The sequence below is a fragment of the Nocardiopsis sp. iso_25 genome (assembly GCF_056173305.1).
Map to the genome: position 1 here is coordinate 5,030,994 of NZ_CM149667.1, position 19,309 is coordinate 5,050,302.

Sequence of the window (19,309 nt, forward strand, 5' to 3'; positions counted from 1 at the left end):
CGGGTACGCCACGCTCAGCGGGGTCGTCAACATGACCTGGTAGGGGCGGCGGAACGGGCTTTCCCCGGTCAGCACCGCGCCGTGGTCCGGGATCCGGGCCACGGCGCGGCGGTGTACGCGCCCGCCCCGAGCCTGGAACCCGCGATCGGTCCCAGCCCGGCCCATACCCGGGCACCCGGGGCCGGGTGCCCGGGCGCAGACGCTCCGGAACCCGGGACCGGACCGCGGCGGGAGGACTCAGACCGTGGCGAGGATCCGTCCGGCCTCGGCGACCGCCGAACCCAGGTCCTGGGGGTCGGCGGTCATTCCGGCGACCACGAAGTCGATCTCCTCCAGATCCGCCATGGACAGCAGTGCCTTGTCGTTGGTGACCCAGATCCCGCGCTCGGCCAGGACCGCGTGCGCGGCCTGCGAGGCGGCCTGGGCCAGGAGGCCCGCGGTCTGGGCGACCCTGCCGTAGGGGGCGTGGTCGTGCTGGGCGTAGGACAGGGTGGCCGCGGCCCTGCCCCGCCAGACGGGCGGCGCGCTCCTGCGCAGCGCCTCGGGGTAGTCGGGCCGGGGCAGGTCCCCGACGACGACCCGGCCGATGGCGAGTTCGGCGACGACCAGGTAGGTGGGGATACCCGCCAGGTGGAACATGAGCGGTTCCACCAGGAAGCGTCCCTGCCGCGCTTCGGCGATCTGGTGCTCGACCACGTCCAGGTCGCGGTAGTGCACGTCCACCGCCCGGCCGTCGATCCGCAGCCAGGCGCCGCCGTTGAAGACACCGCCTCCCCAGCCGCCGATCTCCGACACCTCCCCCTCCCAGCCGAGGTCCCGCAGCGTCTGCGGGTCGAAGTCCCCCCGGTAGTAGACCGCCAGGTCCCAGTCGCTGTCGGGGCGGTGGGTGCCCTGGGCCCGGGAACCGCCGAGGGTGACCGCCTCGACGGCTGGAAGGGCGGCGAGCCGGTCGGCGGTGGCGGACAGGAAGGTCGCGTCGTCATGTGCGGAGGTGGACATGGTGGCCATCATCGCGGATGGCGTGTGCCGTCCGCCATGAGGTTTGCGCCGAGCCGGTGACCAGCGCGGACGACGGCCTCGCCGGGCGTCGCCGGGTGCGCGGTCATCTCCGCGCCGGTTCGGCCTGCGGCTGCTCCGCCCGCACGGTTCTTTGGCATCCTCTTCCGCCTGAAGGCGGGAGAACCCAGCCAACGGAACCCGTTCGCCGCTGGTGGTCTACGCTTCACAGCCCGCCTGGCGGCGAGGGCTCCACGTCCTGGCACCCACAATGTCCTGGGGCGCTTGCTGCTTGGTCAGGTGCTCGATGTTGCGCGCGGCGTTGGTGTCGGCGTTGGCTGTGTATCCGCACCCCGGTGCCTGGCACACGAACCGGTCCCGCGACTCGCGGCCGCCCTCGGTGATGGCCTGGCGTGCCGAGCAGCGCCGCGAGGTGTAGGGGGCGGGCACCCGCACCAGGTACCCGCCCCGGTCGGCGAGCTTGTACTCCAACAACGTGACCGTACGTCCCCACGCCTGTCCGGCGATGGCCCGGTTCAACCCGGATTTTCGTGCCACGTTGGTGCCCGGGGCCTCCACCGTCCCCCGAGCTGAACGGACCATCCCGGCGATGTGCAGGTCCTCGACCCCCACCACACCGAACTCCTCAGCCAGGGCGTGCGTGACCTTGTGCTGCCAGCCCAGGGCGCGGCGCTTGGCTTTCGCGCGCACCCGGGCGATCTGGTCATAGGTGCGCCGCAACCGGTGCGAAGACGGCTGCCCGGGTGTGCGCTGCCGCCGTTGACGTGCGGCAGCGCACTCCAACCGGCGCAGACGCTCGGTTTCGCCTCCAGACAGCCACGGCCCGTGCTCACGGAACGTCCCATCGGACAGGGCGAGCGGCTTGGCCACACCCCGATCGATCCCCACCCCCGGGCCGACATGGGGTGCCGGTTCCTTGACCTCGGTACGCACCCTCAGCACCACGTGCCAGCCGTTAGCCTCCCGCACCAACCGCGCACCGGTAACCCTGTTCGCGGCGTCAGCGTGCTTGCCCACCGGTAGGTCCTTGGTCCACCGGAAGCGGACCACGCCGACCTTGGGGATCCTCACGGCCCCCCACGTGCGGGTGAGGCGCTCGATGTTCAGGTCCCGCCCCTGGGGAATGTCCACGCACATCCGTGAACGCAACCGGGACTTGAAGACGGGCGGCCCTGCCCGGCCCGCCCAGCAGTTCTGCCACGCCCGGAAGTAGGCCTTCAACACCTGCTGCGCGGCCTGCGCCGGAAGAACAGCGAGCCAGGGCAGGTCTTTGCGGGCCTGACGAATCGCGGCGTCGGCGTCTTTGAGGGACACCCGCCGGTTCTCCGAAGACATCGTCCACCACGCGTGCAGGAGGTTCCACAGGGCGCGGGGCGTGGCCCTGGGTTTCCAACCCCGAGAGTTGGTCCTTGGTGGGGTAGAGGCGGGTCTTGTGGCCGCGTTCGCGCTTGATGTGTCACCTCCTGCCTGGTCTGGGTCGACCCTAGCGCGGGGGTGTGACGTTTCGTGATGGTCGTTTCACCTACCGACTGAAGCCGGTGGCACTCTCGCGAAGGAGGGGTAGGTTCCCCAGCGCAGGAGGCGTTCGGCCGGGCCCCGGATCCCCGCGCGGCGCATGAGGTCGGCCAGGACCACGGTGGCCGACCAGACGGCGACGCCGACCAGGACGGCGGCGGTCCCGGACAGCTGTGGCGCCAGGTCCAGGGCGTAGGGCGCGAACAGCACCATCCAGCCCACGGACTGCAACAGGTAGCAGGTCATGGAGCGCTGGCCCGTGGCGACCAGGGCCCGCACGACGGGTCCTCTGCGGTCACCGAGGCGGACCGCGACCAGCGCGATGAGCGCGGCGTAGCCGAAGCCGCCCGCGTAGCCGGTCAGGACGTGCAGCCAGCCCACACCGGCCTTGAGCACGAACTCGGGCGCCCACAGCTCGGTGGCCACCAGGGCCTGCGGCAGTCCGCCGACCACGGCCACCGGGATACCGATGAGGGCGACACGACGAAGCAGCCCGAGGTGGAGCTCGGGCTGTTCCATGAGGCGGCGGCGGGCCGCCCAGACCCCGATGAGGAAGGGGAACACCGAACTCGCCACGAGCATCGGGGTCATGACCGGCCAGGTGAACAGGCGTGTGACCATGTCGGCCAGCGGGTCCTGGGTGAGGACCCCGCCCGCCTCGGGGTCGGAGAGCGGGAGGCTGTTCATGACCGCGTAGAACAGCGACCCCAGGGAGGCCCAGGTGAGGGCGTGGGCGAGCAGGCGCCGGTCACCGGCGTGCAGCAGCCCCGCGAACATCAGGGCGATGAGCCCGTAGACCGAGACGATGTCGCCGAAGAAGAGCAGGAGCGTGTGCAGGAGCCCGATCAGCACCATCCACCGGCCGCGGCGACGCACCAGTGAGCGCACCCACGGCTCCGGGCGCCCCTCGGCGGTGCGGCGCAGGTGGATCCAGGCGAGCCCGTAGCCGAACAGCGCCGCGAACATGGGGTACCCGCGAGCCTCGGCGAACAGCATCAGCAGGGCGGTGGAGGCGGTGTCGAGGAGGCCGCCCGTGGCGGAGCCCTGTCCCGCGGTGGCCATCACCCAGACGATGTGCGCGTGCACGACGGCGATGACCAGCAGCATCACCCCGCGTGCCAGGTCGGGCGCCAGGGAGCGCCGGTCGAGTGCCACACCCCCGGGCGAGGGCGGCGGAGAGGGGGGAAGAGACATACTGAACTCCGTTCACGCGGAAGGGGATAGCATTGGATACGGAGGCGTATCCAATTCCTCTTCTAAGATACGGCATCGTAGCTTAGTTGGGAAGAGCATGGTTGACGGGGAGCGGCCGCGGGCTGGCGACGAGGCGCGGGAGACGGCGCCCGAGGCGCGGGAGGAGGCGCCCCGGGCCACGCGCAGACGCGGGCGGGAACTGCTGGACGCCATCCACGAGGCGGTCATCCTGGAGGCCGCCGACGTCGGCGTCGCCCGCCTGTCCATGGAGGGGGTCGCCCGCCGGGCGGGCACGGCCAAGACCTCGCTGTACCGGCGCTGGCCCACGCCGGGGGACATCCTGCTGGACGCGATGTACCACACCTACCCGCAGGAGGTCCCCACGCCGGGCGCCGACGACCTGCGCGGGGACCTCGTCAGGGCCCTCATGCTCCTGCGCGACACCATGAGCCGGTCCCTGGGACAGGCGATGTTCTCCGTGGTCGCCGAGGCCAGGCACCACCCCGAGCTCTACGACCGGTTCGTGCGGGAGGTCTTCGACTCGCGCGGGGGGCGCTTCACCCGCACCGTCCTCGAACACTACGCCGACCACGGCAGGGTCGACCCCTCCCGCGTCACCTCCGTCACCGACGACATCGGTGAGGCCATGCTCATCAAGTACGCCATGGACCACCAGGGGCCGCCCGACGGGGAGTACGTGGAGCGGATCGTGGACGAGGTGATCCTGCCCGTCCTCGGCCTGGACCCGCGTGCCCCCTCCCCCGCCGCCCCGGAGGAGGGTTCCCCCGCGTCCTCCGGCGGTTAGCGCACGCGGCGGCCCGGAGCTCCGCAGAAGGGCGCGTCGCCGTCGGCGGGTGCGGACCGCACCGCCCGGCGCGCGGCGCCGCGGGCCGTTGGAACACGGGCGGGCCGCGGAGACGGGAAGCCCCCGTGGACACCGCCCGTCCCGCTGACCGCCGGGAACCGGGCGGCGGGTCCGGCGCGTACCCGGTGGAGGCCACCGGCGCCGCCGACCGCTGGGAACCGGGCGGGCGCCCGGACAGGGCGTGCCCGGTGGTGCCGCCGGTGCCGTGACCCGCTGGGAATCCGGCGGGCGCCGGGGCTAGGGTGCGGGGCATGCGCATCCCCGCGTCCGTGGACGCCGCCCGTGCCGAGGAACTCGACGTGGGGCTTTCCGGAGCCCGTGTGGCCCGGCTGTTCGACGCCCGGGACCGTCCCTTCGCAGTGCTCAAGTCGGTGGACGCCGACCGCCCCGACCTGGTGGCCGAACTCCTGGGCCAGGAGCGGCGCCTGCGCTGGTTGGCCGGGCGGGGGCTGCCGGTGCCGCGCGTGCTGGACTCGGGCTCCTGGGCGGGGCTGCGCTGGCTGACCATGAGCCACCTGGACGGGCGCGCCGCCCACGAGCCCTGGCCCGCCGGGGAGCGGTCGCGGGTGGTCGTCCTGCTCGCCCGGGCCGCCCGCGCGCTGCACCGCGTTCCGGCCGCGGAGTGCCCCTTCGACATGACGCTGCCCGCCCAGCTCGAACGGGCGCGGGAGCGGGTCGCCTCCGGGCTGGTGGAGCGTTCCTGGGCCGCCGCGGGCAGGCAGGGGCCGCCCGCCGCCGAGGTGCTCTCGGAGCTGGCCGCGCTGGCGCGCGCCCTGGGCCCCGGGCCAACCGCGCTGGTCCACGGCGACTACTGCCTGCCCAACGTGCTGCTCGACACCGGCTCCGTGCGCGGCGGTGCTGGGGGTGCTCGCCGGTCCGCGGGCGGGGACCCCGGTTCCGCGCGGCCGGACGGCTCCCCGGCCGCCGGGGAGGGCCGGGCGGACGGCTGGGCCCTGGTGGACCTGGGGCGGGCCGGACTGGGGGATCCCCACGCGGACCTGGCCGACATGGCGGGCAGCCTGCTCAGTCCGATGAACCCGCAGTTCGGGCCGCGGGACGTCGAACGGTTCCTGGACGCCTACGGGCGGGAGGACGTCGACCCCGAGCGGCTGCGGCTGTGCGCCGGGGTCAACTCCTTCTTCTGGCCCGTGTGAGGGCCCCGGCCGGAGCGGCCGGGGCCTGTGACGGCGCTGCGCCCTCCCCCTACCGGGGAGCGCCGTTGCCGTTGCCCCCGTTGCGCTCACCGGCGCGGGCCCCGGCCTCGCCCAGGCGCCGGTGCCGCCGCTGGATCCGGCGCGCCCTGGTGGCCAGCGGGGCCTTGCGTTCGCGCTGGAGGCCCGACCCCTCCGCGAACTCGCCGTGCAGCGAGCGCACCAGCCCCACCATCATGAAGAAGCCGATCACGAAGAAGGGCAGCCCGAACACGATGATCGTCTGTTGCAGGGCGTCCAGGCCGCCCACGCCGGTGGCGGTGAGCACGGTCGCGGCGACGACGCCCTGGGTGATGCCCCAGAACACCCGCTGCCGGGTGGGGTTGTCGCTCTTGCCGGAGCAGAGCATGTCCACCACCAGGGATGCCGAGTCGGCCGAGGTGGTGAAGAAGATGATGACGATGAGGATGGCCAGCACCGACACGACCGTGGTCAGCGGGAAGTGCTCCAGGAAGGCGAAGAGGGAACCGGGGATGTCCCCCTGCGTGACCACCTCGTCCACCAGGCCGCCGCCCTGGTTGCGCTCGATGTCGAAGGCCGACAGGCCGAACACGCTGAACCACACGACGCTGAACGCGGTGGGCGCGGCCAGCACGCCGAGGATGAACTCGCGGATGGTGCGGCCCTTGGAGATGCGCGCGACGAAGATGCCGACGAACGGCGACCAGGTGATGGTCCACGCCCAGTAGAAGACGGTCCAGGAGCCCTGCCAGCCGGTGTTGGCGAAGGTGTCGTTCCAGAACGACAGCGGGACCAGCATCTCCAGGTAGACGCCCGTGGTCTCGATGATCCCCTTGGCCAGGTAGAGCGTCGAGCCGGCGAGGAAGACGAAGACCAGCAGCCCCACGGCCATGTAGATGTTGATCGTGGACAGCCACTTGATGCCGACGTCGAGGCCGGTGGCCACGGAGATCACGGCGATGGTCGTGACGATCGCGATGAGGATGAGCTGGCTGACGCGGTTCTCCGGCATGCCGAACAGGATGTTGAGGCCGCTGTTCATCTGGAGCGTGCCCAGGCCCACGGTGACGGCGACGCCGAACAGCGTGCCCAGGACCGCGACGATGTCGATGGTCCGCCCGATGGGGCCGTTGATCCGGTCGCCGAGGAAGGGCTGGAAGACCGAGCTGACCCGGAAGGGCAGGCCCTTGCGGTACACGAAGTAGGCGAAGGCGAGCCCGGGCAGGCAGAAGATCGTCCAGGTGTGCAGGCCGAAGTGGTAGAGCGTGAAGCCCATCGCCTCCTCGGCCGCCTCGACGGTCAGCGGGTCGACCCCGGAACGCGGCGGTTCGGCGTAGTGGCTGATGGGCTCGGCAACGCCCCAGAACATCAGGATGCTGCCGATGCCGGCGGCGAACAGCATGGCGAACCAGGCGGAGTTGCTGTAGTCGGGCGTGCTCTCCGGCGATCCCAGCCGTACGCGCCCGAACCTGCTGAACGCGATCCAGATCAGGAAGATCAGGAAGGTGGTCACACCGAGGATGTAGAACCATCCCAGGTTGGTGAGGATCCAGCCGGAGGTGGTTCCGAAGACGGCGTCCACCGTGTCGGTGAAGAAGATCGCGGACACCACGAAAACGATGGTCAACGCGGCGGACACGAAGAAGATCGCCGGGTTCGTCTCGAGCCCCAGCTTTTGCGCCAGCTTTTGGAACATGCCGATTGCTTTCTGGTGATTCGGGGACGTTCGTCGAGGGACAAGGGCCCGTCAGCCCGCACCGACCTCGGGCAAGGATACGTCCTTGGGGGCGGGGTTCCCTGTTTATCCTTCCTTTCCGGGAGAGTCGGGAACGTCCTTACCCGCCACCATTAGCAACACACCGAAAAATCGCTGTTTAAATATGCCGAAAGCCACATTAGGCATGTTCTTGCGGGGTTGAATGCGCTACGCACCCTTTCGCGCGCATACGTACCACCCCGTCACCGCGCACGGGAGCAGCGGAGGAGACCGGGGACCTCAGCCCGGAGAAGGACGGCCCGGAACGGGCAGGAGCCGACCGGGCGACGCCCGCGAACCGCGCGCGGCGGCGCGCTCCGCCCCCACGCGGCGGGGCCGGGAGCGCCGGGGCGGGGAGGGCGGGCTCTCCGACGGGCTCCGCCCCCGCGCGGAGGCGGTCAGGCGTCGAGTTCGCCCAGCAGCTCGCGCACGCGCTCCGGCTGCTCGTACAGCGACAGGTGCCCCGCGCCCTCGATGGTGTGGACGTCGGCGTCCAGGAACCGGCGGGCCGGGCCGTGCAGGCGCGCGGGCGAGAAGAACGGGTCGTGCGACCCGGTCGCGACGGCGACCGGGGTCCGGGCCCAGGCGCGGAAGTGCTCCGCCGGCAGCGGGCTGGGGGTGGACCCCGCGCGGCAGTACCGGGCCACCAGGGTCAGCCACTCGGCCTCGGCCCGGTGCTTGTCGCACTCGGTGGAGGGGCCGCTGAGGAACTCCACCAGGCGCCCGCTGGTCTGCTCGTTGGGGTGGATCATCCACGGCAGGGTGGCGCGCATGGACTCGGAGCTGACCCCGGCCGCGGTCAGTCCGGCCGGGTTGAGCAGCAGGATCCCGGCGACCAGCGGGGACGGCGTGGAGGCGAGCGCGATGGCGGCGCCGCGCGAGTGCCCCAGCACGAGGACGGGTCCGTCGGTGATCTGGGGCAGGAGCTCGTCGAGCCACGCGCCGTAGGTCTCGATCCTGGCGCCGCCGACCCTCTGATTGCAGCTCAGGCCCGGCTGCCCGGGCAGGTCGACCAGCAGCACCGGCCGGTCCGCGGACAGCGCGCGGGCCGCGGGCACCGTGGAGGCCGCGTTGAAGTTGGTGCCCGAGAGCACCAGCACCGGGGTGCCGGGGCCGCCCGCGGAGCGGAAGGCCTGCGTGCTGCCCAGACGGGTCTCCACGGGCGGGAGGGGTCCGAGTTCGGGCCACTGGCTCAGGGCTTTGTGGCACCAGGCGTGCACGGAGCGCTCGGCGTTGTCGGAGCGGTACACGCGCGCGGTGCGTTGCGGGACGACGGTCATGATCTGCTTCGCCTAAGAGGAGACTGGCCGCCGTCCTTGCTTGTCGGCGCGCCAAGAGAGGACTGTACGCCTCCGTTCGGCACCACGCCACTCGGGGACGCTCGGAGTGTCCCAACAGACACGCGAAAGAGATCCGCACCCGGCACGGGGTGTCCCCTGTTGATCCGTTCGCCCTGCTCTGAGGGCTTTCGTCCGTCCCTTCTCGGCCGTGTCCGGCCCCGCTCCCCCGGCCCCGCGGGGGTGTTCCCGGACCGGGCGCCGGCCCGGGAACACGCCGGTCAGCCGACCGTGGCGGGGTCCGAGCCGATCCGGCCGCCCCGGTCGAGAGCCGAGACCCGGTCCATGTCCTCGGCGGACAGCTCGAAGCCGAACACGTCGAAGTTCTCGCGGATACGGGACGGGGTCACCGACTTGGGGATCACGACGTTGCCGAGCTGGAGGTGCCAGCGCAGCACGACCTGCGCCGCGGACCTGCCGTGCTTCTCGCCCAGGGCGGTCAGCTCCGGGTCCTCCAGCAGCCCCTTGCCCTGGCCCAGCGGGCTCCAGGCCTCGGTGAGGAGGCCGTGGCGGGCGTTGACGGCCCGCATGGCCTCCTGCGAGAAGTAGGGGTGCAGCTCGATCTGGTTGAGCACGGGGACGACGTCGGTCTCCGCGACCAGGCGGTCCAGGGTCTGCTCGGTGAAGTTGGACACGCCGACGGCCCTGGCGCGGCCCTCGGCGTGGATGCGCTCCATCGCCTTCCAGCTCTCGACGTAGGCGTCCTGCCGAGGGCAGGGCCAGTGGATCAGGTACAGGTCCACGTAGTCCAGGCCGAGGCGGTCCAGGCTGGCATCGAAGGCCTTGAGGGTGCTGTCGTAGCCCTGCTCGTCGTTCCACAGCTTGGTGGTGACGAACAGCTCCTCGCGGGCGATGCCCGACTCGGCCAGGGCGCGGCCCGTGCCCCGCTCGTTGTCGTAGATCCTGGCGGTGTCGATGCTGCGGTACCCGGTCTCCAGGGCGGTCGCGACCGCGGCCCGGGCCTCGTCGTCGGGAACCTGCCAGACGCCGAACCCGAGTTGGGGCATGGTGAGGCCGTTGTTCAGCGTGACGTACTGCATGAGCGCCCTTCCGTCGTGGCGGACTCGTTGTTGCTCGTGTTGTTGCTCGTGGGGTGCTCCCCCATGGTGGCCACCTGGAGTGCACTCCAGGCAAGCGGTTCAGGGTGTGAGGTGGACCAGCATCTTGCCCGTGTTGGCGCCCCGCATCATGCCGAGGAAGGCCCGCACGGCGTTGTCGATGCCGTCGACGACGGTCTGCTCGGTGCGCAGCCTGCCGTCGACGATCCACTCGGAGGCGCGCTCGGCGTACTCCTTCATCAGGTGGCTGTGGTCGCCGGCGATGAACCCGCGCAGGGTGAGGCGCTTGCCGACGGCCAGGAACAGGTTGTCGGGGCCGGGCTCGGGCTTGGTGGCGTTGTACTGCGAGATCGCGCCGCACAGGGCGATCCGGCCGTGGTTGCGCATCGCGGCGATGGCGGCCCTGAGGTGGTCGCCGCCGACGTTGTCGAAGTAGACGTCGATCCCCTCGGGCGCGGCCTCGGCGAGCTGCTCCTCCAGGCGGCCCTCGCGGTAGTCGATGGCGGCGTCGAAGCCGAAGTCCTCCAGGAGGCGGCGCCTCTTCTCCGGACCGCCCGCGGAACCGACCACCCGGGACGCGCCCAGCTGGCGGGCGATCTGGCCGGCGGCGGACCCGACCGCTCCCGCGGCGCCGGAGACGAACACCACGTCGCCCTCGCGCACCGGGGCGACCTCGGTCAGACCGGCGTAGGCGGTGAGGCCGACCATGCCCAGCACGCCGAGGTAGGCCTCGGCGGGCGCCAGGGAGGCGTCCACCGCGCGCACGGACTCCGCGGGCAGCAGCGCGTACTCGCGCCATCCGGCCCCGTGCAGGACGGTGGTGCCCACGGGGACGTCGTCGCTGCCTGAGGCGGTGACCACGCCCACCGCACCGCCGTCCATCGGCTCACCGAGCCGGAACGGGGGGACGTAGGACTTGGCGTCGTTCATGCGGCCGCGCATGTACGGGTCCACGGACATCCAGTCGTTGCGCACCAGGACCTGTCCGGGTCCGGGGTCGGCGACGGTGGTCTCCACGAGGGAGAAGTCGGTGGGCTCGGGCTCGCCGACGGGACGGGCCACCAGGTGGACCTCCCTGCTGGTGACGGACATGACGTGACCTCCGTGACTTCGCTGGGTGTTGGCGCGGTGACCCGCGGACCGAACAGACACTAGTCCGACTATCCATTCACCGACCAATAAAATCGGCGAGGTGAGCTATAGGAATGTCAATGGTTCGGGCACGGCGGCCGACCCGGGGCCCGGCGGGCCGCTCGATCTGCAGCAGTTGAGGACCTTCCTGGCGGTACACCGGTCGGGGTCCTTCACCGCCGCCGCGCAGCTGCTGCGGCTGTCGCAGCCCACGGTCACCACCCAGGTCCGTTCCCTGGAGCGGCGGCTCGGACACCCCCTCTTCGAGCGGCTGCCCCGGGGCGTGGCGCCGACCGCCGAGGCCAACGACTTGGCCGCGCGCGTGGCCGAACCCCTGGACGCGCTGGAGGTGGTGGCCGGGCGCGGCGGGGGCGGCACGTCCGCGTCGCCCCCGCCGCTGCGCGTGGCGGGTCCCGCCGAGGCGCTGCACGCGCTGGTGCTGCCCGCGCTCGCGCCCCTGGTGGAGGGCGGCCTGCGGCTGCGCGTGCGCACCGGTCCGGCCGAGGACCTGCTGGAGGAGCTGCGCCGGGACCGGCACGACCTGGTGGTGTCCGCGGTGCGGCCGCGCGGACGGACCCTGGTCGCCGAACCCCTCGCCGACGAGGAGTTCGTGCTGGTGGCGTCGCCGGGGTGGGCGGACCGGATCGGCCGCGACCGGCTCCTGCGCCAGGGCGCCTCCGCGCTGTGCGCGGTCCCGCTGGTGGCCCACGACGAGGAACTGTCGGTGCTGCGCCGCTACTGGCGGCAGGTGTTCGGGGTACGGCTGACGTGTGCGCCCGCGGTCACCGTGCCCGACCTGCGCGGGGTGGTGTCGGCCGTCACGGCGGGGGCGGGGGTGACGGTGCTGCCGCGCCACCTGTGCCGGGAGGCGCTGGCCGAGGGCCGCCTGGTGGCGCTCCTGGCCCCGGAGGAGCCTCCGGTCACCACGCTGTACCTGGTACGGCGCCCGGGGGTGGCGGACAACCCGTGCCTGGAGGGGGTGCACCGGCGCCTGGTGTCGGCCGCCCGCGCCTGCTGAGGGGGCCGCCCGGGGGTTCGGAGCCACCAGGGGCTCGGCGCCGCCGGGAGCGGATGCCGACAGGGATTCGGCGCCGCCGGGAACGGATGCCGACAGGGGGTTCAGTGCGGCCGGGGGCGACGCCCGGGGGTTCAGTGCCATCGGGCCCGGGTGCCGCGGCCGCCCCGAACCCGCGCCGCGGTGGTGTAGTCCTAACCCGGTGAAGGGCGGGCGACGGCGTCCGCTCCGGGGAGGACGGCGATGGAACGCGTACGGGTACCGGACAGTGGCACGGAAGCGGCGGACGACGGGGGCTCCGGGCCCCCGGGCCGCTCCCCCGCGGTGACCGTCCTGGTCGCGCTGGCCGCCGCGGGGCTCGCGGTGTTCGCCCTGCTGCGGGTCCTGGGCCTGGAACGGGGCTGGCCCCTGGTGCCCGCGCTGGCCTTCACGCCCTACGCGCTGGCCGCCGCTCCGCTGGCGGCGGTGGTGGCCGGACTGCTGCGGCGCTGGGGGTCCATGGCGGTCCTGACCGCGGTGACGTTGGCGCTGGCCGCCGTGGTCGTGCCCCGCGCGGTGCCGTTCGGCGTGACCTCGGCGGGCGGTCCGGTCGTGCGGATCATGACCCTGAACATGCTCGGCGGCGGCGCCGACGTGAACCGGGTGGTGTCGCTGGTGCGCGACCGGAAGGTGGACGTGCTCACCCTCCAGGAGGTCACCCCCGACCTGGTGCGCGAACTGTCCGCCGCCGGGCTGGACGGCCTGCTGCCGCACGCGGTCGACCGCTCCGACCCCCGGGGCGTGCACGGGAGCACCGTCCATTCGGCCTTCCCGCTCACCGACGCCGGCGGCGGGGAGGCGGGCCGGGACGCGTTCGCGATGCCGACCGCCGTCGTGCGGCTGCCCGAGGACGGCGACGGGGACGGGGAGGCCGACGTGCTGGAGGTGACGTCGGTGCACGTCCCGCCGCCGCTGTCCCCCGCGTACACCGACTCCTGGCGCGGGGAGCTGGAGGGCCTGGCCGAGGCGGACGACCCGGACACGATGCGGGTCCTGGCCGGGGACTTCAACGCCACGCTCGACCACGCGGCGCTGCGCGAGGTCCTGGACGCGGGGTACCTCAGTTCGGCCGCTGTCCTGGGCGAGGGGCTGGAGCCCACGTGGCCGGTGGGACGGGCGGTGCCGGGCCTGGCCATCGACCACGTGCTGGTGCACCCCCGGATGGGCGTCGACGGACTGGAGGTGGTGGAGGTGACCGGCACCGACCACAGGGCGGTGCTGGTCGAGGTGTCCCTGCCCTCGCCCCGCTAGGCTTCCCGGCTTCCCGGCTTCCCGGCTTCCCGGCTTCCCGGCTTCCCGGCTTCCCGGCTTCCCGGCTTCCCGACGGGGACGGTACGGGGACGTCCGGCCCGTCCTTGACCCTCGCACCGGTGGCACGGTCTACCGTCGCCCCGTGAGCGAGTTGACCGAACCGATCACGGGAACCGCCCTCCAGGTGGTCCTGCCCGACGAGTCCGCGCGGATGTCCCCGGGAACCCTCGTCGACCTGGGCGTTCGCGCCGAGGAACTGGGTGCGGACGCGGTGTGGCTGCCCGACCACCTGCTGCCGCCCGCGCCCTACGGCCGCACCTTCGACGGTGTGTACGAGCCGCTGGTGACCCTGGCCCACCTCGCGGCCCGGACCCGGCGGATCCGGCTGGGCACGTCGGTGCTGGTGGCGCCGATGCGCGACCCGTTCGTCCTGGCGAAGCAGGTGGCGACCCTGGACGCCCTGTCCGAGGGGCGCTTCGTCCTGGGCGTGGGGACCGGCTGGTCGCGCGAGGAGTTCGAGGCCGTGGGGTCGGACTTCGCCACGCGCGGCGCCCGGACCGACGAGACGCTGCGACTGCTGCGGCACCTGTTCGAGGGCGAGGGTCCGTTCGAGGGGCGTTTCCACTCCTACGAGCGCGGGGTGTTCGCCCCCCGTCCGGCGCGGCGCGTGCCCGTGATGGCGGGCGGCACGTCCGAGCGGGCGCTGCGGCGGGCCCCTGAGTGGGCCGACGTGTGGCAGGGCGTGGGACTGGACACGGCGGGGTTCGTGGAGGCCCGGAACCGGCTGCGGGAACTGACCCCGCGGCCGGTGCGCGCGGGAACGCGGATCGCCTGGTCCGGGGGCGAGGAGGAGTTCGAACGCGCCGTCGGGCTGTTCCGGGAGCTGACCGCCGCCGGGGCGGACGCGGTGGCGGTGTGGTTCGGCGACGCGGAGGGCTTCGGCGACCGGATGGAGCGGTTCGCGGCGGCACTGCGCTGACAGGGGACGCAGGGCCGAGCGACGGCGCCGCGCCGACCGGCGACGAAGTGCCGACCGGCGGCGGAGGGCCGGTGCGGCGTTCCTACTCCTGCGAGCCGAAGAGCCCCCGGCCCCCGTACTTCTTGTGGATGGCCTGCTTGGACACGCCGAGCACCCGGGCGATCTCGGCCCAGGTGGAGCCGCGGTTGCGGGCGCGGCGGACGAGGACCGCCTCGACCCGCTCCATCTCCCTGCGCATCCGGACGGTGGCGTCCAGACCCACCAGCGGGTCGTCGGCTCCGGTGGCGCGGGCGAGGGAGGTCAGCTGTTCGGCGTCCATGGGTCAACTGTAATTGACATACCCGTGGTGGCGCACCCGTGGCGTGTCCTCGTCGTGCGGGCGGAGGAGGGCCGGACCCCGTGCCGGATCGGGTCGGTCCCCCCTCCCGGCGGCCCGGCGGGGTGCCGCCGACGACGCCCCGGCGGTCGCGGGTGGCACCCTGGAGTCCCCGACGAGGACCGGACGAAGGAGTGACGTGGGCGGCTACGACGAGGCGACCGTGCTGTTCGACCTGGACGGCGTGCTGGTGGACTCCACCGCGAGCATCCGCGCGGGGCTGACCGCGTGGGCCGTGGAGCGCGGCGTGGACGTGGGCGCGGTGCTCGAACACCACCACGGGCGGACCGACGTGGACCTGGTCCGCCTCTTCGCCCCGCACCTGGACCCGCTGACCGAGGCGCCACGGATCGAGGACCACGAGGCCGCCGCCGGGGACGGTGTCCGGGGCGTGCCCGGCGCGCGCGAACTCCTCACCGAACTCGACGCGCGCGGACGCCCCTGGGCGATCGTCACGTCGGGGAGCGACCGGATCGCGCGTTCGCGGATCGCGACGGCGGGGCTGCCCCTCCCCCGCGTGCTGGTGACCGCCGACCAGGTGGCTGCGGGCAAACCCCACCCGGCCCCGTACCTGCTGGGCGCCGAGCGCATGGGGGCCGCCCCCGAGCGGTGCGTGGTGGTGGAGGACTCGGTGAGCGGGGTCCGCTCCGGGCTGGACGCGGGCATGCCCGTGGTGGCCATGGCATCCACGACCGGCGCGGAGGATCTCGCGCACGCGACGACCGTGGTGGCGGACCTCGAAGCCGTGGCGGCGCTGCTGCTCCCGTGACCGCCGCGCCGGGTCGGCCCGCCCGCGACGCGGGGAAGCGCTCCGAGCGGCCGGGCCCCTCTCATTCACGACCGCTCGGGGCGAGGCCCCGTCGACCGCGTCCGGCGGCGCCGGAACGCCTGACGACGTACGGAGCACCCTTGAACGAGGGCATCACCATCGACCGGGCCCGCGCAGAGGACGTGGCGGCGATCGTCGCCATGCTCGCCGATGACGAGCTGGGCTCCCGGCGCGAGGACCCCGGGGACCCGGCCCCCTACCTGGCGGCCTTCCGAGTGATCGACGCCGACCCGCACCAGTTCCTGGCGGTGGCCCGCCGCGGGGGTCAGGTGGTGGGAACCCTCCAGTTGACGTTCCTGCCGGGTCTGTCCCACCGGGGCGCCACCCGCGCCCAGGTGGAGGCGGTGCGGGTGCACTCGGACGAGCGCGGCGGCGGCCTGGGCACCGGCCTGCTGGTCTGGGCCGAGGAGGAGGCCCGCCGCCGGGGAGCCGCCATGCTCCAGCTGACCTCGGACGCCTCGCGCGGGGACGCGCACCGCTTCTACGAGCGGTTGGGGTACACCGCCTCCCACGTCGGTTTCAAGAAGCGGCTCGGCTGAGCGGACACGCAACGGCGAACGCGGAGCCGAGGACCCGCGACCGAACGGGCACCGGCGTGCGGCTACGGCGTCCGGCGGGCCAGGTGGAGCCGCGTGACGTAGGGGACGCGCACGTTCCCGTCGGGGAAGTGCGCGGTGACGAGCCCGGTGAGGGCGGCCCGCGTGCGCTCCTCGCCGATGTTGCGGACCACGGCGGCCATCCTGCTTGAGGACAGCGCGCTCCCGACGAAGCCCGCGGTGTCGAGTTCGCGCGTCCAGGCGGTGGTGGACTCGGTGGCGTCGGCGAGGCCGTCCTGAGCTTCCATCTCGGCGACCGTGTCGTAGGCGCGGTAGTCGCGCCGGTAGTCGTCGCCGTACTCCTCCATCAGGCTCTCGTGGGCGTCGACGAACGCACTGGCCGTCCGGTCGCGGTCGTTGTTGAGGACCGCGACGGTGCCGCCTGGCAGGAGCAGGCGCGCGGCCTCGGCGTAGAAGGCGGGCCGGTCGAACCAGTGGACGGCCTGCGCGGCCAGCACGAGGGAGGCCGACGCGTCGGGGAAGGGGACCTCCTCGGCGCGGCCGTCCACGTACTCGGCCCCGTCGAGTTCCCCGGCGGCGGTGGCCCGCATGGAACGCCCCGGCTCGACGCCGACCACACGGGGATCCGGACCGAAGACGCGGCGCAGGGCGCGGGTGGAGATGCCCGTCCCCGCGCCGACGTCGAGCAGGAGCCGGGGCTCGGACCGGGAACTCCGCTCACCGGCGAGGACGTGGGCGCGCAGCCGGTCCAGCAGGGGACGGGGGTATCCCGGCCGGAAGCGGCGGTAGCCCTCGCTGAGCTGGTCGAACTCCTGGGTCCTGTCGGTCATCGCGCCCCCTTCTGCCGTGCCCTGGTCCCCGGGTCCCGGGAACACCTACCCAACCACGTGGCCCGGGGCCGCGTCAGGCCTCCTGCGGCACGCGTTCGGCCCGGGCGGCCCGGTACGCGGACGGGCTCGCGCCCGTGTGGTTCTTGAACGCGGAACTGAACGCGAACGCGCTCCCGTAGCCCACCCGGGCGGCCACGGCCTCCAGGCCCAGCCCCGGGCTGGCGGTGAGCAGGTCGCAGGCCACCGTCAGCCGCCAGGTGCGCAGGTAGGTCATCGGAGGGGTGCCCACGGCCCGCTGGAAGCGCGCGGCCAGGGTGGCGCGGGAGACCGCGCACTCCCCCGCCAGGGACTCCAGCGTCCAGGGGTCGGCGACGCGCTCGTGGACCAGCTCCAGCGCCCGCGCGACGACGGGGTCGCTGCGGGCGGTGAGCCAGTTGGGCGCGCTGTCGGGGTTGTCCTCCAGCCAGGCGCGCACCGCCATCACCAGCAGGCAGTCCAGGAGCCGGTCGTTGAGGCTGGTCTGGGCGACGTGGCCGGTGGTGATCTCGCGGGCGAGCAGTTCCACCAGCGCGGGGTCGACCCGGCCCTCGGGGAGCACCGCCAGAGACGGCAGCGCGGCCAGGGCGAGGCGGCCGACCTCGCTGTCGTCCAGGTAGGCGCCCACGACCATGGTGTCGGTGCCGTCGGGGTCGTTCCCCCAGGTGCCGACGCCGTGGCTCATGGACACGTGGACCTCCGCGCCGTCGCGGGCCACGCACCGCGCACCCGGCAGGGCGGTGACGGTGGGCTCCCGTCCCGGGCTGTCGGCGATCACGTAGGGCTCCGGGCCGCGCACGAGCACCAGGTCGCCGGGACCGGCCTCGGCCTCCTCCCCGCGCGCCGCCACCCAGGCGCGCCCGGAGGTGACCACCACCAGGGTGAGCGCGGCCTCGTCGCGGATGTCGATGCCCCAGGGCGGGCTCATGACGGTGCGCAGGGTGAAGGCGCCGCGCGCGCGTGGCCCGTCCAGGAGGTGCACGAGGGGGTCCATGGCCTCACCCTAATGAAGCGGGCGGGGAGCTCAGGGCTCGGCCGCCGATCGTGCGGGCCCCTCCGAGAGGGCCGCGTCCGAGGACAGGGGAGACCGCGCCGGATCCAGACGAACGCTTATGCACACCAGCGTTCTGGCTATGTTCCGTCCGACACCCGACTGGTGGACTGGGGGACATGACCACACAACACGTCCTCGTCACCGGCGGCACCGGCATGACCGGCCGCCGCGTCACCCGCCTGCTGCGCGAGCGCGGCGCCGACGTCCGGGTCGGCTCCCGCTCCGGTCGGCCCCGCTTCGACTGGCACGAACCCGCCACCTGGGACGCCGTCCTGGAGGGGGTCGCCTCCGTCTACCTGTGCTACCACCCCGACCTGGCCTTTCCCGGGGCCGACGAGGCCGTCGCCGCGTTCGCCTCCCGTGCCGCCCGGAGCGGCGTCCGGCGCGCGGTGCTGCTGTCGGGCCGGGGCGAGGAGGGGGCCGAGCGCGCGGAGCACGCCGTGCGCGGCGTGTTCCCCGACCTGACCGTGCTGCGCTGCTCGGTCTTCGCGCAGGACTTCTCCGAGAGCTTCCTGCTCGGGCCGGTCCTGGAGGGCACCGTGGCCCTGCCGGTGCCGGACGTGCCCGAGCCGTTCGTGGACCTCGACGACGTCGCGGAGATCGCGGCCCGGGCGCTGACGGAGGACGGGCACGCCGGTGAGCTGTACGAGCTGACCGGGCCCCGGGCGCTGACTTTCACCGAGGCCGCCCGTCTGATCGGTGGGGCCGCCGGGCACCCCGTCGCCTGCCTCCGGGTCACGCCGGAGGAGTTCGTCGCCGGGGCGGTCGCCGCGGGGCTGCCCGGGGAGGTGGCCCGGGGGCTGACCGGGCTGTTCGGCGAGATCCTGGACGGCCGCAACGCCGAGCCCGCCGACGGGGTGGAGAAGGCGCTGGGCCGCCCGGCCTCGGACTTCGCCGAGTACGTCCGCCGGGCCGCGGCCGCCGGGGCGTGGAACCGCCCGGCGTGAGGGTCCCGGCACGGGGGCGCCCGGCACAGAAGGGAGCAGCGCACAGGGGTCCGGCACGAGGGCGCTGAGCGCGGGGGCGTCGGCGCGGGGGCGCCCTTCCAGGGCTTGTTCGCGTTGTGAGCCCGTTACCGGAACGGTTGCCCTCCGTTACCGCCAGCCGACCCGGAGGCCGACATCAACGCAGGTCAGAGCACCCCGGACACATGGACAGGCCGACCACCCCCGCCGCGCCCCTCACAGGGAGCCACCGGACCCGGCGCACACCCGGACGGACGAACACCCTCCGTGAATAGAAATACGCAGCTCTGCCACCGAAAGTGATCAAATGTCAGGTAAACCTTAAGTTTCCCC

Annotated in this window: 18 protein-coding genes; 8 read left to right on the top strand and 10 right to left on the bottom strand. The window is 73.3% G+C overall.

Annotated elements, in window-relative coordinates; all coding sequences use genetic code 11:
- Positions 1–237 precede the first annotated feature (237 nt).
- The 3 genes from AC0VX6_RS21600 to AC0VX6_RS21610 form a co-directional block, all read right to left on the bottom strand.
- Positions 238–1,011: a nucleotidyltransferase domain-containing protein gene (locus tag AC0VX6_RS21600; RefSeq protein ID WP_475465830.1), complete on the bottom strand. Its 774-nt coding sequence runs from the start codon at positions 1,009–1,011 to the stop codon at positions 238–240.
- Positions 1,012–1,215: 204 nt separating this feature from the next.
- Complete coding sequence (locus AC0VX6_RS21605; protein WP_475465832.1) at positions 1,216–2,331, bottom strand: RNA-guided endonuclease InsQ/TnpB family protein; 1,116 nt, start codon at positions 2,329–2,331, stop codon at positions 1,216–1,218.
- A gap of 204 nt (positions 2,332–2,535) precedes the next feature.
- Entirely contained in the window at positions 2,536–3,726 is a 1,191-nt protein-coding gene (locus tag AC0VX6_RS21610) for a DUF418 domain-containing protein (RefSeq protein ID WP_475465834.1), read from the bottom strand.
- 97 nt (positions 3,727–3,823) lie between these two features.
- On the opposite strand from AC0VX6_RS21610, the gene AC0VX6_RS21615 reads away from it, so the two are divergent.
- The gene (locus AC0VX6_RS21615) at positions 3,824–4,531 is read left to right on the top strand and encodes a TetR/AcrR family transcriptional regulator (RefSeq protein WP_274974403.1); all 708 of its coding nucleotides are present in this window, start codon (positions 3,824–3,826) and stop codon (positions 4,529–4,531) included.
- Positions 4,532–4,842: 311 nt separating this feature from the next.
- Entirely contained in the window at positions 4,843–5,745 is a 903-nt protein-coding gene (locus AC0VX6_RS21620; protein ID WP_475465835.1) for an aminoglycoside 3'-phosphotransferase, read from the top strand.
- 49 nt (positions 5,746–5,794) lie between these two features.
- On the opposite strand, the gene AC0VX6_RS21625 is transcribed toward AC0VX6_RS21620, so the two are convergent.
- The 4 genes from AC0VX6_RS21625 to AC0VX6_RS21640 form a co-directional block, all read right to left on the bottom strand.
- Positions 5,795–7,459: a BCCT family transporter gene (locus AC0VX6_RS21625; RefSeq protein WP_274974405.1), complete on the bottom strand. Its 1,665-nt coding sequence runs from the start codon at positions 7,457–7,459 to the stop codon at positions 5,795–5,797.
- A 458-nt stretch (positions 7,460–7,917) separates the two neighbouring features.
- The gene (locus AC0VX6_RS21630) at positions 7,918–8,799 is read right to left on the bottom strand and encodes an alpha/beta fold hydrolase (protein WP_274974406.1); all 882 of its coding nucleotides are present in this window, start codon (positions 8,797–8,799) and stop codon (positions 7,918–7,920) included.
- 278 nt (positions 8,800–9,077) lie between these two features.
- A complete protein-coding gene (locus tag AC0VX6_RS21635) occupies positions 9,078–9,896 on the bottom strand; it encodes an aldo/keto reductase (protein WP_274974407.1) in 819 nt (272 codons plus the stop codon).
- A 99-nt stretch (positions 9,897–9,995) separates the two neighbouring features.
- The gene (locus AC0VX6_RS21640) at positions 9,996–11,006 is read right to left on the bottom strand and encodes an NADP-dependent oxidoreductase (RefSeq protein ID WP_475465837.1); all 1,011 of its coding nucleotides are present in this window, start codon (positions 11,004–11,006) and stop codon (positions 9,996–9,998) included.
- Positions 11,007–11,106: 100 nt separating this feature from the next.
- Here AC0VX6_RS21640 and AC0VX6_RS21645 point away from each other — a divergent pair, with 100 nt between their 5' ends.
- From AC0VX6_RS21645 to AC0VX6_RS21655, 3 genes are all read left to right on the top strand, one after another.
- The gene (locus AC0VX6_RS21645; RefSeq protein WP_475465839.1) at positions 11,107–12,063 is read left to right on the top strand and encodes a LysR family transcriptional regulator; all 957 of its coding nucleotides are present in this window, start codon (positions 11,107–11,109) and stop codon (positions 12,061–12,063) included.
- A 240-nt stretch (positions 12,064–12,303) separates the two neighbouring features.
- Positions 12,304–13,350 (top strand): endonuclease/exonuclease/phosphatase family protein, encoded by a 1,047-nt coding sequence (locus tag AC0VX6_RS21650; protein ID WP_475465841.1) that lies wholly within the window; start codon positions 12,304–12,306, stop codon positions 13,348–13,350.
- A 142-nt stretch (positions 13,351–13,492) separates the two neighbouring features.
- Positions 13,493–14,329 carry a TIGR03619 family F420-dependent LLM class oxidoreductase gene (locus AC0VX6_RS21655; RefSeq protein WP_475465843.1) on the top strand — a complete coding sequence of 279 codons (837 nt, stop codon included), beginning with the start codon at positions 13,493–13,495 and terminating at the stop codon, positions 14,327–14,329.
- Positions 14,330–14,411: 82 nt separating this feature from the next.
- Here AC0VX6_RS21655 and AC0VX6_RS21660 read toward each other — a convergent pair whose 3' ends face one another.
- A complete protein-coding gene (locus AC0VX6_RS21660) occupies positions 14,412–14,648 on the bottom strand; it encodes a hypothetical protein (protein ID WP_274974411.1) in 237 nt (78 codons plus the stop codon).
- Between the two features lie 196 nt (positions 14,649–14,844).
- Here AC0VX6_RS21660 and AC0VX6_RS21665 point away from each other — a divergent pair, with 196 nt between their 5' ends.
- Together AC0VX6_RS21665 and AC0VX6_RS21670 are read left to right on the top strand one after the other, a co-directional pair.
- Positions 14,845–15,474: an HAD-IA family hydrolase gene (locus AC0VX6_RS21665; RefSeq protein WP_274974412.1), complete on the top strand. Its 630-nt coding sequence runs from the start codon at positions 14,845–14,847 to the stop codon at positions 15,472–15,474.
- Between the two features lie 140 nt (positions 15,475–15,614).
- Positions 15,615–16,073 carry a GNAT family N-acetyltransferase gene (locus tag AC0VX6_RS21670; protein WP_274974413.1) on the top strand — a complete coding sequence of 153 codons (459 nt, stop codon included), beginning with the start codon at positions 15,615–15,617 and terminating at the stop codon, positions 16,071–16,073.
- 62 nt (positions 16,074–16,135) lie between these two features.
- On the opposite strand, the gene AC0VX6_RS21675 is transcribed toward AC0VX6_RS21670, so the two are convergent.
- Positions 16,136–16,921, bottom strand: a complete 786-nt coding sequence (locus AC0VX6_RS21675) for a class I SAM-dependent methyltransferase (RefSeq protein WP_475465846.1) — start codon at positions 16,919–16,921, stop codon at positions 16,136–16,138.
- Positions 16,922–16,994: 73 nt separating this feature from the next.
- Positions 16,995–17,951, bottom strand: coding sequence for an AraC family transcriptional regulator (locus AC0VX6_RS21680; protein ID WP_274974415.1), 957 nt, complete (start codon positions 17,949–17,951; stop codon positions 16,995–16,997).
- 176 nt (positions 17,952–18,127) lie between these two features.
- Between AC0VX6_RS21680 and AC0VX6_RS21685 the strand changes: the two genes are divergently transcribed.
- Positions 18,128–18,958, top strand: a complete 831-nt coding sequence (locus AC0VX6_RS21685; protein WP_274974416.1) for an NAD-dependent epimerase/dehydratase family protein — start codon at positions 18,128–18,130, stop codon at positions 18,956–18,958.
- The last annotated feature ends 351 nt before the right edge of the window (positions 18,959–19,309 follow it).